This window comes from Methylobacterium sp. E-045, from assembly GCF_022829685.1.
GTDB lineage: Bacteria > Pseudomonadota > Alphaproteobacteria > Rhizobiales > Beijerinckiaceae > Methylobacterium.
In genome coordinates this window covers 1-15,670 of record NZ_JAKSYE010000096.1, presented here as the reverse complement: position 1 = coordinate 15,670, position 15,670 = coordinate 1, and the positions used below count along the sequence as shown (strand labels likewise).

The following is a 15,670-nucleotide window of genomic DNA, read 5'->3' as shown; positions in this document are numbered from 1 at the left end:
CGTGGCGGTCGCGCGGGCGTTCGACGTCCGTGCGGCGCGCTCAGCCTTCCTTGAAGCGGTAGCCGACGCCGTACAGGGTTTCGATCATGTCGAAGTTGGTGTCGACCACCTTGAACTTCTTGCGCAGGCGCTTGATGTGGCTGTCGATGGTGCGATCGTCGACATAGACCTGATCGTCGTAGGCCGCATCCATCAGGGCGTTGCGGCTCTTCACGACGCCGGGCCGGTGGGCCAGGGCCTGCAGGATCAGGAACTCGGTGACCGTGAGGGTGACGGCCTCGCCCTTCCAGGTGCAGGTGTGCCGCTCCGGGTCCATCATCAGCAGGCCGCGCTCCAGGGAGCGGGCGGCGGCATCGGCCTCGCGCGCGGCGGCGCCGGGTCCGTCCTTGGGGGCGAAGCGGCGAAGCACGGCTTTGACCCGCTCCACCAGGAGGCGCTGCGAGAACGGCTTATGGATGAAGTCGTCGGCGCCCATCTTGAGGCCGAACAATTCGTCGATCTCCTCGTCCTTCGAGGTGAGGAAGATCACCGGCAGGTCGGATTTCTGGCGCAGGCGGCGCAACAGTTCCATCCCGTCCATGCGCGGCATCTTGATGTCGAAGATCGCAAGATCGGGCGGCGAGTGCTTCAGGCCGTCGAGGGCCGAGGCGCCGTCGGTATAGGTCTGGATCCGGTAGCCTTCGGTCTCGAGGGCGATCGAGACGGAGGTGAGGATGTTTCTATCGTCGTCCACGAGGGCGATGGTGGGCATGTCGCGTTCCCTGTTGCTCGGATGCGGCCTTCGCGGACGTCGGTTCGCTCGTATGGTCTCCGCATCCCGCCCTCCGGAGACGAGGGCCGGCAGGACGCGCCGGCGAACCCTTCGGAAACCGGGTCGCCTTCGCGCGGAGAGTCAGGCTGTGTAAAGACTTCGGTTGAAAAAAGCGAGCTTGCTCGGTGGATAGGCCGGTTTGACGCTTGACTGAGGCCGTCGCGCCGCAGTCCGGCGGCCTCGCGCAAGCGGGCCGCAAACCCCTATCATCGCGATTCTGAATGAAGCCCGGCGGTCGGACAGTCCGGCCCGCGACCACGTGAGAGCAGGGTGCACCATGGCTGACGGAAACCGGATCGAGGATGGACGGGGCGAGGCCGGCGAGGCCGCGCCGCAGCGGCGGGGGCCCGCCGCTCCGTTGCCCGCCGCGGAGGCCCCGTTCGACGCGGTCGGCCTCGCCCGGCATCTCCTGCGCAGCATCCGCTCCGGCGCGCTGGCGACCCTCGACGCCGAGGACGGCACGCCCTTCGCCTCGCTGGTGACGATCGCCACGGATGTCGACGGCACGCCGCTGATGCTGCTCTCGCGCCTCTCGGCCCATACGCGCAACCTCCTGGCCGATCCCCGCGCGTCGCTGTTGTTCAGCGCCGGCGGGAAGGGCGATCCCCTGGCCCATCCCCGCCTCACCGTCACCGGCCGCGTGAGCCGGACGACGGAGCCGCGCATCCGCGAGCGCTTCGTCGCCCGCCATCCGAAGGCGAAGCTCTACGCGGACTTCCCCGATTTCGGCTTCTTCGCCCTCGAACCGGCCGCCGGCCATCTCAACGGGGGTTTTGCCAAGGCGGCGACGCTGACGCCCGCCGAGCTCCGCCTCGACCTGTCGGGCGCCGAGGCCCTGATCGCCGGCGAGCGCGGAGCGGTGGAGCACATGAATGCCGACCATGCCGACGCGCTTGCCCTCTACGCCAAGGGCGAGGGCGGCGGCGACGGTCCCTGGCGCCTGACCGGCCTCGACCCCGAGGGGATGGACCTCCTGGCCGGCGACCGGACCGCGCGCATCCGCTATCCGGCGCCGGTCGGCGACATGGGCGGCCTGCGCAGGGTTCTGGTGGAGATGGCCGCGAAGGCGCGGGAAACCGCGGCATCCGGCGACTGAGACCGGGCGGTGATGGGCGAAACCCATCACCGTCAGCGTCGAACCGAGGACGACAGCCTGGACGGCGGCAGGGCGCCGCAGGAGCGATGCGCCCCCTCCTCATCGGCCGCAACGACACCGTTGCGCAGGACCACGGCTTGGGTTAGGTGTCGTCCACGGTCAGCACCCGTAGCTCAGCTGGATAGAGCGTTGCCCTCCGAAGGCAAAGGTCACACGTTCGAATCGTGTCGGGTGCGCCAATTTTTTCAGTGACATAGCTCAGCATGTCATTCAGCTGGCTAGCTTGGGGCTACAGCCGGGCTACAATGCTACTGCGTAGTAGTGGCGGCTCATTCCGGCGGTCCCTCAAGCGAAGCTCTGGCTGACAGCTCTCATCGGACCGAGTTACCGAGCGTCCCGGTTTGTCTCGTTCATTGCCCTGCGAGCCTTCAGGTTCGGGCACCTATCATTGAGTGGATAGGATCCGCGTGAGCCACATGTTTGCGGTTATTGCGTCTTGCCGACTATCAGCCTGAACTGCGATGTTTTGGCTCACTCGCGACCACATCACGCGACAGATCGTAGTTCTAGGTGGAGCGAATCATGGAAGGTAGGACCGAGTATCCGGGTACATTCGGGGCTGTGCCGCCCGGCTTCGCACTAGCGCAGGCGGCGCTCGCAAGGTTCCACGAAGAGCGCGTCGTCGCCTCCGATGTTCAGGAGCGAGACGCTGAACGAGCACACGTGACCATGGTCGTTACGGACGCATTGGCAGCAGGATCGCTCGTGGTGTTCGTCCGAACGCAGCAGGACGAAATCCTCCCTGTGCCCGTCGATGCATGGCGGCCGCATCTGCTCGAATCAAGCCGACCGCATATAAACGTCGGCAGACTCCACAAGTCTGGCTTACGGCACGACAATCCCTTGGTGGTGGCTCACGAAACGTTCGCAGCGAAGGGTATCGCTCTCGTTGACCTGAACAACTGGGCGGGCTTCTCAAAATATGCAGATCGCTGGCCACCGTTCGAGATCCCGGCCTCCGTTCGGCTGATCCTCAAGTTCTGTGAACACAAGGATGCAATGAGCGAGGGATTACAATGGAAGAAATCGGATGCTATTTCTTGGTTTCAGCAGAACTGGCCAAGTGATCTAGATCATCTATGGCCTATTAAGCATCGCCTAGATATGAAAGACAATAACAAAGATAAATACCCAAAGTGTGTATCTGAATTTACCAATGTTGTATTGAATGATAAAAAGCGCGCTGGTGGAAATTATAAAGGGGAAATTATTAAAGCCATTACCGATAGGCGCAAGCGGATGGCGCCAGCACGCGTAAGCGACGCAGACCTCCAGAACGAGTTGGCGACCATCGACGACTAATTTATGGGAAGCGGTCACGGAACGAGGTTCAAGCGCCATTATGCCGTCGTTGGGCTCGGCGCCGTCGCTGCCTGATAATATAGTACCCCAACATCATTTCCATCGCGGGAAGCCGGTATGGTCCGGCTTCCCGCACGTCATACGAGTCATACCGGCCGTCGATCGCTGACAAAACTGATTCCGGTAGGTTTCGGCCCCGCTCAAGGGCGGCATGTTTGGTCACCTACCATTAAGTCGCTGGAGTATTTAGCCTATTTCGCATGCAAGCTCCTAATTCAGACCATTGGTAAGCTACCTTAAACTGTAGCATTCTCACGCCACCTCCGGCCATCTGCGGATAAGAGGGACCTTCAAGCGCCGCCTCGGTCGGAGAGATCGATGGGTAAACAACAACTAACATTTGCGAACGCGGGGCAGGCTGTTACGGACCGGCATGACCTCGCTCTCCACACGCAGGCGGAGGCCGCAACTCTCCTGAGGATATCCGAGCGGTCGCTCGAGCGTCATCGCGTCCAGGGGACCGGTCCTCGCTACGCAAGCCTCGGTCGGCGCATTGTCTACGCGCGCGCCGACCTGCTTGCGTGGGTGCAGGCCTGCAGCCGCTGCAGTACCTCTGAGCCTCGACGATGATGGCTTTGAACAGAGGTAAAACGCTGTCAGTACGGATCTTGAAGTCCTCTTTGTGTGCTGGGCGCGTCATAGTTCATTGCTGTTTGCAGCCCGCCAAGACCGGAATTGCCTGGGCCGGCTGAGGCCCGTCCCGATCACCATCAACAACGGATCAACTGGGCACGCCAAGCCGCGGCCTGGCCCGGAGGGAGTGTGGGTTCAATGACTGAAGAAGAAGCTTTTCTTGAACTCGATCTGCCGCTCGGTTCGACGCCCGAGAGCATTGAGGTGTTCTTTCGTAAAAAGGCTAGGCGCTGCCATCCGGATGGCGGCGATCCGGCCCAGGAAGCCGCGTACCTCCGTTTGCTTGAGGCCCGCCAGGTGCTGCGCGACCGCCCGCCCGCGCAGATCGGGGGCGCAGATTCTTCGTCCGCTCCTGCTGAGGCCGACAATTCCGTTTCCGATGCAGTCGCCAAAGCACGCCTCGACGAGGAAGCCGCTGCCCTGGTGCGGGAGGTCGTGATCAAGAACGATCTTGTGATCCTGTTCGACCGGTCGATCGTGGTCGGCATCGAGCCCCATCGCGGCTTCGGCCGGGCGGAGGAGCGAGCCTGGCTCGCCCGCCCAGACGATTGGAATCTCACACGGTTATCCGAAGCGGTGATGGACGAGGTTCGCGGCAGCGATCACCCGTTCAAGGCAGCCGACATCCAGCGAGCGCTCAATCGGGTCGTCCGGGAGGAACAGCGTGCCCGTGAGAATGCGGTGATGAAACCGCTGCTGTACGATCCTCTCGATCCTGCGGAAAGGCGGTGGGCCCGAACGCTGTGGCTCAAACTCGTCAGCACAACCTTAGAGATCGAGCCGGAGCTGGGCGTGGCCGTGCTGCAGCACTTCATGTGGCAAATAAAGCGCAAGCAGCTCTGGCTGCCCGTCGAGCACCATCTCATGCCGGTGATCACTGGTAAGATGCAGGGCAGCGGCAAGACCACGTTGCTGAAGTTGTTCCTCGCTCCACTGGCGGAGCTAGCGAGCGCGCCGGTGCTGCTGTCCGAGCTCGCCGATTCACGCAGCGGCGAGATACTCCGTTTTCCTGTCATAGTTGTCGACGACGTCGAACGCGTAGATCCGCGTCACGTCCCGGTGCTCAAGAGCTTGCTCACGGCCGACGCGGTGAGCCGCCGCCGCCTCGGCACGTCGTTCGCGGAGAAACGGCAGCAGCGCTGCACCCCGATCGGCACGGCGAACGAACCCATCGGTACGCTCATCGCCGATCCGACCGGCCACCGCCGCTTCGTCGAGTTGCTGTTCCGGAACGGCGCCGTCGACAAGGGCGGCGATGCAGTGGTTTGGCGGACCGTCAACGAGACGGATTATGTCCTCCTGTGGCGCTCGGTCGATGGGTTCGGTCCCTCATCGATCCTGGAGCATCTAAGTGCCCTGGCCGCCATGCAGGCCGCGGCGGCGCCTGTTGATCCACTACGGGAATGCCTCATAAGCCTCGATCTCCGCTCCGAGGCCGTGCTGAACATCAGCGTGCGTGGCGGTGTGCGAGCGGATGAACTGCGGGAACTGCTCTGCGCGCATATGGGCGTGACGATCTCGAACACAGTCTTCAGCGCACGCATGTCGGTGCTTGTGGGCGATCCCGAGGTTCCTCTGAACCCGAAAGTTCGCATCAGCAAGGGCTGGGTCTATCCCCTGAAGTATCCCCGTGGGCCCGTCGAGATGCCGACCATCCCTGACGGACCTTCGCGGCGCGATCCAGATCGATTCCGTGCACTCAGCCAGACCGTCGCCCCGTAAGCCAATTGGCCACTTGAGCCTCCCCATGTCGGACCGCCCTTGGCCCGGCATGAGCCGGCGCACCTGGAAACATTGCGCCCTCGCTTTGCTTCGGTGGGATCCCATGAACGAAATGAACTTCGCCGACACGTACCGCCCGCGTGTCTTCAGTGATATATTTGGACAGGAGAGCGCCGTCGCTTGCCTGTCTGGGCTGATCAAACGCGGTCAATGCGGCCGCCACCTCCAGGTTCACGGTTCGTCCGGCTCCGGAAAAACGAGCGTCGTGCAGATTTATGCCCGCGCTTTGAACTGTGAGGTGCCCGCTGCGGACGGCTCGCCCTGCTGCGATCATTGCGAGCCATGCCGAGGGTTCACCGCGGGAGGAACGACCTACTTTCATGTCTTCAACGTGAGCAGGCGGGGCGGCGGGGTCGACCAGATCAGGCAGTGGGTGAGCGAGCGCAATCGCGAAGAGCGGGTGTTCTCCTACCGCATCCTGTTCTTCGACGAGGCTCATGCCCTCACCGCGAAGGCTTGCGACGCGCTCCTCGACTGCGTCGATCACCCGGCAGAGGGGGTGCTTTTCTTCTTCGCCACGACGGAGATTGAGCGTCTGAACCGGGCGCTGCGCTCCCGCCTGTTCGATCTGAAGATTCGGTCGCTCTCCGTCTCCGAGGCAGTGGGATTCCTGCGCAGGACCGCCAAGAAGGCGCGGATCAACTATGAGCCGGGCGCCCTTGAACTTCTTGCGGGCCTACGTAACCCTTTTCCTCGAGACCTGTTGCTCGGCCTGGAGCGGGTGCATAATCGCGAGCGTCCGCGCGTTACGGTCGAGCAAGTGCGCGCGGCCTTCGACGCGGACCAGACAGACGTACTCGTTGCCTACTTTTTGGCGCTCGGCGCCGGCCAGCTCGATCAGCAGGTGTTCGTGCTGCGCGACTGGCGTGAGGATTGGAACGATAAGGTCCGCTGGATCCAGAGCTTCCTGGTCTCCCTCTATCACAACGATATCCTGCACCAGCGCCTCGAACTCGACGGGCTAATCGACGCAATCCCCGAGAGCGCGCGCCGGTCAATCGTGACGCGGTTCTGGCAACGGCTGAGGCTGGCTTCGCCTGCCGAGCTTGCGCCGATCTGGTGTGCGATGATGGAGTTCTGGGTTCAGGGTGAGCCGGCAAGGGACGACACTTCGCTCGCCCTGCGCCTGACGTTGTTCCACCAGCTCATCAACGCGGCCGAGGACGGCGCTCTAGATCGCAAGCCTGCCGTGTCAGTATTCACGTCCGACACCGCCGCGACGGTGACCGCGCCTCAGGGCTTTGCGCCCACCACACGCTCGCTTGCCAGCCTGCGTGGCGAGCCGGACGAACCCGACTTCCTGACGGCGCAGGATGTTCGACAGATCGTCAATTGCGCATCATTCTTGGTGCAGGAGTACGATCTTTTCTTCAATGCCGCCTTCGAGATCCGACCAGCCCTGGCCGGTGCGCAAACGCAGGCTGAGGCAATTCAACTGATCGAGGCTTTTCGCGACGACTTGGCCGCCGAAGCTCGAGACCAGGGCGGGGCGGTGTTCGCCAGCATCACCGTGATCGAGCGCGACGGGCTCGGCGTGGTAGGCCACCTCGTTGCGCATGTGTCGCTGCTGGGCGCCGCGCTAGAAAGCCCCGAGGCTCCCGATGGGATGTTTACTGGTCCGAATGGACTGAAGGCTTGGATACGGACCTGGCGCCGGCCGCAGCTTGGGGTAAGTGGTGTCGTGCAGTCCCGGATGGCCCCTGCCGGTGAGACGAGCGGTCTGGCGTTCCACTGGGACGTCACGCTTGCCCTTTGCGGCGGCTTGCCGGATGGGATCGAGGTCTGGGATCGAACCCGTGAGGAGTATCGGTCCCTGTCCAGGCTGCTCGGTATCCGGGCCAGACCGGCAGGTCCGATCCATGATGCGCCGCGTGTGAGTGTCTCGGAATGGTTGTCCGATGCGGCGATTGCCCGGGCTTGCGAGCACCGTCTGGCGCCACTGTCTGCATTCGACGATGGCGCCTTCGCCGAGATCAGGACCGGCTGGGAGCGGAGCGAACACGCGGACCGTATCGAGCGCCGATCGAGGCGCGCGGATGAACTTCAACGGATACGACAGCGGGGCCACGCCGACCCCGATGCGGCGCGTGCGGAAATTGACGCCGTGATCGAGACCTGGTCCCCCGACCCGCATGAGCGACCACGCCGCTGGCGGGGATGGTGGTGATGAGGTCCGTGCAGCCCAGGCTGGATGTCGATATCTTGCGGGAAGCGCATCCGTCTGGCGTGTTGCGGCTGGATCGGCCCTTGATCTATCGCACGCGCTCGGGCGTCCTGCGGCCACGCCTGATCGCACTGCTCGAACGATGCGCCGCGCGGGAAGGCCGCATGCTTGCGAGCACGCAGCTGCCGCCGCCTTTCGGCTTCGAGCCCGGTGGCATTTTCGATTGTCTGCAATGCTTCGCGTGGCCGTCACGGTCGACGCGAGACCTGGACCGGACAACGTTGACGTCGGCGTTGGACGCTCTGGCAGACAGCCTGCCGCACCGAAGCGTTCACTTTGTGCCGCACGGCAGCGAGGTCACCAAATATGCAGCTTGGCGACGGGTCGAACGTGGCGCGCTCGTTCTTGAGGAGCCGCTGGTCACCCGCACGAGCTTGCGGCCGATCTTGGCCTATCTCGCCGCGACATCCGATCTCGCGCCCGATGTCGATCTTCTGAACCAGCCCGACTTCGTGGACAGCTTCAGGGACTCGGTCGAGGCCCGGGCTGAACTACCTGTTATCATCCAGGCATTCGATGAGCGCGTGCTGCAGTGCCTCGACCCGGTGACCCGGCGCTTCGACGCAGCCCTTCACACGAGGGCGGTAGCACGACAATCGGGGCGGCGGGCGCTGTTGCCGACGTTGCGTGATCTTACGGCTTATCGCCGCGAGCGCGATCGCATTGAACTCGTCAGCGGACTCGACGAACGACGCTCGGGCTGCGGCTGGACTGCGGCCGAACTCGTGAGCGAACTCTACCGCAAATCGGCCGCGCTGCTTCGCTCACCAACCGTGATCCGATCCCGCGGGAATGCGCAAAAGCGTGTGTCCGAGCGGCGAATTCGAGAGGGCGGCCTGCTCTGGGCTGCACTGCTGCTCGCGGGGGAGGAGCGCGTCAGCTCTAGTCTGCGCGAAGAGGCGACTGGCTATCGACGCGGACCAGATACGCTCGTCACAAACCTGGCGGGCCTCGGGCACGACTTCCTGACGCGGGCTTTAGATGCCGAGGACGCGGATCCGTTGACCGGTCGATGGCCTGCGCTGGTGCGCACCGTGGGACGTTGTGGTGCAGAGGATCCGCTGGCCCCGGCTCGCGATGAGCTCGTAGAGGCTCTGGAGACGGCGCTCCTGCAGGCGCCGGTTGGGATCTGCGGATGGATGCGGCGCCTGTTGGTCGAGATCCTGGCGGCTCGCAGCCGGCTCGCGCCGTGTGACTGTCGGCCCAATGCGGCGGAGGTGGCGGTGAGGCGGCCGGCGGCGAACGCGGTAGAGCAGCTTAATGCGCCGACGTCGTCGCAGAACTTCTCGACTCTGATCGGCCGGACTGGCCTCGTAGCGGCACTCCGGCGTCATGCGGCCCAGCCGGGGGCGGCGAACAACCTGCTCCTCCACGGCCCGGACGGGGCCGGCAAGCGCACTCTGGCTCACGTCTACGCACGGGCGATCCTGTGTCACGCGCCGAGTGATGACGGCATCGCCTGCGGCACGTGTGCCTCCTGCATCGCGCCCGACGGTCATCATCCAAGAATCTTTTCATACGATGGTGCGAGCGATCGGATCGAGAGCATCACAGGGTCGATCACGGGCGCCATTCAGTCGACGCTTTGGGACCCCCACTGCGTGTTCATCGTCGACAATGCCGATCGATATCCGCCGGAGATCTTCGACGCTCTGCTCGACCCAATGGAGAACAGCAGGCGTGCCAGCTTCGTCTTACTCGCCCGGGATCGGAAAGCGGTAAGGTTGGCTGGACAATCTCGGTGCTTCGACTACCGCGTGCGCCCGCTCGACAATGAGGACGCGGATGCCGTGCTACGGGTGATGCTTGCCGCGGACGGACGGATGCTCGACGAAGCCTCGCGCGCGCTGCTGGTCGAGGCGTGTCGGGGGCTGCCTGGGCGCCTGCGTGACGCTTGCGAGATTGTGGCCGCGGCGGGAGCAACGAACATTGCTGGCGTCCGCACCGCGCTCGGGTTCGGTTGGGCTGAAGAAACTCTGCCGTTCTGGCCGGCGCTACTATCCGCGGACGCAGGTGCCTTGGCTAGCTTGATGAGGCGGTCGCGCATCGAACGCGGTGAGGCAGTACGCCGAGTTCAGGCCCTGCTGCAACTCGTCTACCTGCACGAAGGGGGCGGGGGAACACAGGAGTCTGGGGCCGGCGATCTTGCCCTGCATCACCTTGATGAACGACGTCTTGATGATCTCGCCGCGACCGTCCGCGCGCAAGCACACCGCGAGGGTACGGACACCGAGGCCCTTTGGATGCGGATGACACAGGCATGGAGAATGGGGTCGGCCGTGCGCGCGTCGACGAACTTCGGCGTGCGCGAACGTCAGCACAACCGGCACGATCCGCGATGAGCTGAAGCGGGATAACTCCCAACGCAGCTCCCGCTTCAATAGCATTACTTGATAGAAAAATCAGTTATTTGCTTGCGAATCAACCACTTGGTGCGTCGGGTGCTTGCATGGCGGCCAGGTAGTCGGCGGCGCGTGAGCCTTGGGTGGCGGCGGTTGCCAGTGCGTTGGGGTCGGTGCGTAGGAGGGGTGCCCAGGAAGCGCAGTAGGCGGCGTGGTTGGGGTGCGGGATGCGGGCAATCCCAAGGTCGGCCAGGATGAAGGCGGCACCTAGCTCGGCGACGAGTTCTTCCGCCGCGTAGCTGCGGGCGCCGAAGCGGCCGGTGAGGTCGCGGGCGAGGCGGTGGGGTGTGCCCGTCCAATGGACGAGTTCGTGCGCGAGCGTGCCGGCGTAGCCCTCGGTGGAGTGGAAGGTGGCGCGGGCAGGCATGTGGATCGTGTCGGTGGCGGGGACGTAGCAGGCGCGTGTGCCGCCCTCGTGGATTGTCGCGCCGGTGTCCGTGACGAAGCTGTCGAAGGCTGGGAGCGGCAGTATGGTTGTGTCGCTCGATGGCGTGTCCGCTCGGGTCGGGGCTGCATCGACCTGTGCGACGTTGAACACGTGGGCGGCGCGGGCGACGAAGGGGGCGCCGGCGGGCCTGCTGGAATCGTGTGTCGTCGCCTCCGCGTCGGTGCCGCTGGGCAGCTCTTTGTAGAACAGTACGAGCGTGCTGCGTTCGGCTCGACGAACCTGGGCTCCAAGCGCTGCCCATTGTCGGTAGGTGGCCCACCGCGCGTCCGTGTATCCGTTGGCCTGCGCCGCGCACCAAAGCGCAAGGATGTTCAAGCCACGGTACCGGCGGCCCGTGCTGGCATTGCGCGGCATCGGGTCTGCGCCGTGCCAGGGTGGTGCCCATGAAGCCGGGTCAGCTGTCTCCAGCTGTTCTAGGATGGCGGCGGCGGCGCGGGCGTGCAGGTCGTTCGGCATGGGGATGGTTCCGGTAGCCCCTGTGGGGCGGCAATCCGGTTTCCCGCTGGGGCGGCGGTTCTTCACGATCGGCGGTGTCGCTCTGTTCGTTGGACTGGGGGCCGCGTGTCCGTGTTTCGGCCCGAAACCATCGGCGTGTTCGTTTGTCTTCGCCTGGATCTTGGTGAACGTTTGAGGGAGGCCGGCTTGCCTAGGGGCAAGGCTTTGCCGGGCATTGGCAAAGCCTTGCATCAAACCGAGGGGTCCGGATCTCGGAGCCACGCCGTCGGTCGACCGGCGGATCGAAGGTGCAACCTTGTGACAGGCGAGGCCGGGGTTGTGCTGTCGGCCTTTGCGCACCGCTTCCCGCCACCTTGGACGGACAACGCGAACGGACCCTACCTGCTCGATCCGCTGGCATCGGGGTCGTTCTGAAGGTGTGGGGCAACCCATTCCCTCCATCCCACGATCCGCTTTAATTGGGCGGACCGCTTGCTGCCGATGCCCTTCGACTTGCGACCCGGCGTTCCCCATCCCGCCTGGTTAGCGGTGGAGGCTCGGGGCTCATGGGGAGCGTGGCTCTTTCCTTTCAGCGGAAAGAAGCTCCCCGCGATGTTCCGCAGCAAGACAAGCGATACGCTAAGACGATTGCCCGGCGTGTCGAAGGGCTGGGGAGGATCGGTTGCCCCCATCGATCTGGAACATGGCCGAGGAAATCCTGTTGGACCGGCATTCATTCCGGAGACAGGCCATGACGACCGACCCCCTGCACAAGTACCCCCGGCCGCCGTTCGAGGCCCAGCCCCAGGGCTTCCCCGGCAAGACCGGCAAGATGACCCCCGAGCCCGATCACGGCGAGGAGAGCTACAAGGGCTCGGGCAAGCTCGACGGCAAGGTGGCCCTGATCACCGGGGGCGACAGTGGCATTGGACGGGCGGTCGCCATCGCCTTCGCCCGCGAGGGGGCCGACGTCGCCCTCTCCTATCTGCCCGAGGAGCAGGCGGACGCCGAAGCGGTGAAGGGTTGGATCGAGAAGGCCGGCCGGCGGGCGCTTCTGCTACCGGGTGATCTCAAGGACCCGGCCTACGGACGTGAGATCGTGGCAAGCACTGCCGAGACGTTCGGCGGCCTCGACCTCCTCGTCAACAACGGCGCCTTCCAGCAACCGAACGAGGGGCTCGACGGCATCGACGACACCGTCTTTGAGGACCATTTCCGCACGAACGTGTTCGGACCGTTCTACGTTACGAAGGCGGCGCTCGCCCACATGAAGCCGGGGGCCTCGGTAATCTTCACCTCGTCGGTGAACTCCAAGCACCCGATGCCGTCGCTGCTCGCCTACAGCGCCACCAAAGGCGCCCTGAGCAACATGGTGTTGAGCCTCGCCCAGTTGCTGTCCGAGAAGGGCATCCGCGTGAACGGCGTGCTGCCGGGGCCGATCTGGACGCCCTTCATCCCCTCCGGCATGGATCAGGACTCGGTGAAGTCGTTCGGTTCGAAGGTGCCGTTCGGACGACCGGGCCAGCCGGCCGAGCTCGCCTCGGCCTATGTGATGCTGGCGTCCGACGAGAGCAGCTACACCTCGGGTGCCCTCGTCACCGTTGCGGGCGGGATGCCCGTCCTCTGATCGGCGTCGTTTGAAGTGGGGCGGTCGTTCTGGCCGTCCCGTACCGATCGGGGATGCGACGCGGGCATCGTACGGCCTCCCCGCGTTGGGCCTATTCGTCGGATCAGAAGGTCGGCGACCCGAGGTGACGGAGGAAATCCGGCTTGCCGAGGGTCACGCCGGATGCGCGAAGGATCGCGTAGGCCGTGGTGACGTGAAAGAAGAAGTTCGGTAACGCGAAGCCGGTCAGGTAGGCCTGTCCCGTAAAGCGATAGCCCGTGCCGTTGGGAAAGTTGAGCACCACCTCGTGCTCGGCGCTGGATGCCAGCGCGGCCGGATCGACGCTTTCGATGAAGCTGATCGTCCGAGCACAACGCTCCCTGAGTTGGGCGAAGCTGACCTCGGTGTCCGGCATCGAAGGCGCCTCGATACCGGCGAGACGAGCCACCGCGTTCTTCGCGCTGTCGGAGGCCATCTGATATTGGGCGGGCAAGGCCCGCATGTCGGGTGCGAGGCGTCCGACGAGAAGCTCGGCCTCCGGCTTTTCGGTTGCCGCCTTGTCGAGCCAGGCGCTCATGTTACGGAGTCCGTTGACGAAGATCGGAACGCTGACGTCGTGCATGCTGGTGCTCATGGCAGCCAGCTAGGCCGCGGATACCGATCAGGGCAATGGGTTTACCGGGCCTTCGACGCCAAACTGATCGACCGGAGGCGGTGGACCTTCGCCCCCGTGCGGTTCGGCACTGGCCCCCAAGATCCCTGAGGAGATCCCCGCACCCCGATTGGCCACGGTCACGTCCCAAGGCGCCGGCGTTTGGAAGATCTCTCCGAGGAAGGTCAGGAACGCCCTCACGTTCGGGTTTCCCCGGCGGCTCTCCGGCCACAAGGCGGTGATCGCGTGCCGGTCGACGGCGTAGTCATGCAGAACCGGGATGAGGTCGCCTCGCTCGACATGGGTCGCCGCCAGGTAGGTGGGCGAGACGCCGATCCCGGCGCCGGTGACCAGGATGGCCGCGACGGCGTCGCTGACGTCGGTGACAATCCAGGCGTTCGGCACGATGTCCACGACACGGTCCCCGATCCGGAAGGGCCAGCGCAGCACCTGCCCCGAGCTCTGGAACCTGAAGTTCACGCAAGTGTGGCCGACAAGCTCGTCCGGATGCCGCGGAATGCCATGCCGCGCCAGGTAGGTCGGCGCGGCGAAGGCGCAGACGCGATGCGGCGCCAGGTGGCGTGAGATCACCCGGCACCGCAGTGAGCTTGGATTGCTGCCGCCGGGCGCGGTTCAGGGCGCAAAGTAAGAGCCGTGCGCATCATTACCCCATGAACGTCGAGGCGGATCCCGCCTCGACCACCCGCACCGACCGGTTGCGTGCCCTCAACGAGGCCTTCCGCCGGAGCTCTACCCGCGGCCATGTGATGCTTTCGCGCGGGATAGCCACCTTGCCGGCGGAGCAGCGTCTCGAAAGGGGCGCGTTTCAGGCCTGACAGAATGGCTCCGTCCGGACCCTGCCTCCCTCAGCCCGGCGCGAGGCCGAGCAGGGTGCCGAGGGGAACGACGAGGGTGAAACCACCGTAGAACCCGTCCTTGGCACGGCGGGCGGTGTAGGGGTTCCAGTACGAGTTCGGGTTGACGACGTACTGGACCACCGGCTCGAGCACGACCCCTGCGCCGAGGTCGAAATGGGCGTTGACCTCGAACACGAACTTGTCGCGCGAATAGGGTTCGCCGGTGCCGCCCGAGATGAAGTTCGCATCCGCGAGGAAGTCGGCATAGTTCTGGTTCAGCCGCTGCCAGTTGGCCTTGATGCCGTAGCTGTCGTTGGGCCGGCTCTGGTCGGGCGCCTGCAGCAACAGGCCGGCGAAGGAGTTGAAGCGGATCGGGATCGTCGGGTCGAAGGCGTAGCCGGTGCCGGTATAGGCCGAGATCGCGGTGGGATGCGGGTTGCTCGCATCGCTTCCGCCATCGGCCCGCCACAGGGTCTGCGTGCCGGTGAGGACGACGCCCGACGTGCCGGATTTCTGCAGGGACGGCGTGCCCGGGTTGAGGCCCTTCGAGGTGCCGGCGATGGTCTTGAAGTTATCGTCGTGGTCGGCGGTGTTGTAGAAGCCGGTGAGGGAGACGCGGCCGGGATAGGCCTCCATCGTGTAGTCGGTCTTGCGCCCGATCTCGGTCATCACGACGGCGCCGGCCAGGCGCTCGTAGCCGAAATCGTAGCCCGACAGGACGTTGGTGCCGGGGTTCACGCTGAAGGCGCCGGCCTGGATATAGGTGGTCGGCGAGAGCTTGTAGGCGATGTTGGCACCCCAGACGCCGAAGAGCGGCGAGGTGAAGCCGGCATTGAAGTAGAACATGTCCTGGAAGCAGGAATTGATCGAGTTGCACGGCGGCAGGCCGTAATAGCGGTCGGGATGGGTGCGGCCGACCTCGACCACGAGGCGGTCGTCGAGGAGCTTCTGCTGGTAGGTCAGCAGCGACAGGCGGGTGCTGTTGGGCGTGTAGGGCGGCTGGTAGCCCACCGTGGTGTCGCCGATATCACCGGCCATGTTCAGGTTGCGCACGAGGCCGAAGAAGGTCTGGGTGAAGTTGATCGAGCCGCCGGCGATGCCGGCGAGCTTCTGCATGTCGGCCGTCATGCTGAGCACGAAATAGGCGGCGTTCGATTGCTCGCCGGTGCGCAGGCCGGCGCTCGGATTGGCCTGGTAGAAGTCGTAGATGTTGACGTCGAAGGTCAGTCCCCGCGCCGCCATGTCGGTGGCCCAGGGCGCGAGGGGCCCGGTGCGGACGGGATCGGCGGGTTTCGAGGCGAC

At 64.7% G+C, this 15,670-nt stretch carries 12 protein-coding genes and 1 tRNA gene; 8 read left to right on the top strand and 5 right to left on the bottom strand.

The features are described 5' to 3' along the window. Positions 1-40: 40 nt before the first annotated feature. Positions 41-751, bottom strand: a complete 711-nt coding sequence (locus MKK51_RS18855) for a response regulator transcription factor (RefSeq protein ID WP_018046124.1) — start codon at positions 749-751, stop codon at positions 41-43. A 337-nt stretch (positions 752-1,088) separates the two neighbouring features. Between MKK51_RS18855 and MKK51_RS18850 the strand changes: the two genes are divergently transcribed. The 7 genes from MKK51_RS18850 to MKK51_RS18820 all read left to right on the top strand — a co-directional run bounded on the left by MKK51_RS18850 (position 1,089) and on the right by MKK51_RS18820 (position 10,310). Beyond that, positions 1,089-1,907 (top strand): HugZ family protein, encoded by an 819-nt coding sequence (locus MKK51_RS18850; protein ID WP_243979627.1) that lies wholly within the window; start codon positions 1,089-1,091, stop codon positions 1,905-1,907. Between the two features lie 162 nt (positions 1,908-2,069). Continuing rightward, positions 2,070-2,146: transfer RNA gene (locus MKK51_RS18845), tRNA-Arg, on the top strand. A gap of 343 nt (positions 2,147-2,489) precedes the next feature. Then, positions 2,490-3,269 (top strand): hypothetical protein, encoded by a 780-nt coding sequence (locus MKK51_RS18840; protein WP_243979625.1) that lies wholly within the window; start codon positions 2,490-2,492, stop codon positions 3,267-3,269. A 378-nt stretch (positions 3,270-3,647) separates the two neighbouring features. Further along, entirely contained in the window at positions 3,648-3,899 is a 252-nt protein-coding gene (locus MKK51_RS18835) for a helix-turn-helix transcriptional regulator (protein WP_243979624.1), read from the top strand. A gap of 201 nt (positions 3,900-4,100) precedes the next feature. Further along, on the top strand, positions 4,101-5,684 hold the full coding sequence (locus MKK51_RS18830) for a J domain-containing protein (protein ID WP_243979616.1): 1,584 nt from the start codon (positions 4,101-4,103) through the stop codon (positions 5,682-5,684). 103 nt (positions 5,685-5,787) lie between these two features. Beyond that, positions 5,788-7,911: an AAA family ATPase gene (locus MKK51_RS18825; protein ID WP_243979614.1), complete on the top strand. Its 2,124-nt coding sequence runs from the start codon at positions 5,788-5,790 to the stop codon at positions 7,909-7,911. 80 nt (positions 7,912-7,991) lie between these two features. Further along, the gene (locus MKK51_RS18820; protein ID WP_243979607.1) at positions 7,992-10,310 is read left to right on the top strand and encodes a hypothetical protein; all 2,319 of its coding nucleotides are present in this window, start codon (positions 7,992-7,994) and stop codon (positions 10,308-10,310) included. A gap of 79 nt (positions 10,311-10,389) precedes the next feature. Here MKK51_RS18820 and MKK51_RS18815 read toward each other — a convergent pair whose 3' ends face one another. Further along, complete coding sequence (locus MKK51_RS18815; protein ID WP_243979605.1) at positions 10,390-11,274, bottom strand: ArdC family protein; 885 nt, start codon at positions 11,272-11,274, stop codon at positions 10,390-10,392. 730 nt (positions 11,275-12,004) lie between these two features. Here MKK51_RS18815 and MKK51_RS18810 point away from each other — a divergent pair. Continuing rightward, positions 12,005-12,880: an SDR family oxidoreductase gene (locus tag MKK51_RS18810; RefSeq protein ID WP_243979602.1), complete on the top strand. Its 876-nt coding sequence runs from the start codon at positions 12,005-12,007 to the stop codon at positions 12,878-12,880. Between the two features lie 103 nt (positions 12,881-12,983). On the opposite strand, the gene MKK51_RS18805 is transcribed toward MKK51_RS18810, so the two are convergent. From MKK51_RS18805 to MKK51_RS18795, 3 genes are all read right to left on the bottom strand, one after another. Continuing rightward, positions 12,984-13,481 (bottom strand): DUF1993 domain-containing protein, encoded by a 498-nt coding sequence (locus MKK51_RS18805; protein ID WP_313898820.1) that lies wholly within the window; start codon positions 13,479-13,481, stop codon positions 12,984-12,986. Between the two features lie 39 nt (positions 13,482-13,520). Next, positions 13,521-14,102, bottom strand: a complete 582-nt coding sequence (locus MKK51_RS18800) for a substrate binding domain-containing protein (protein WP_313898819.1) — start codon at positions 14,100-14,102, stop codon at positions 13,521-13,523. A 275-nt stretch (positions 14,103-14,377) separates the two neighbouring features. Further along, positions 14,378-15,670: carbohydrate porin (locus MKK51_RS18795; protein WP_243979600.1), on the bottom strand; the 1,293-nt coding region annotated here is incomplete at its 5' end.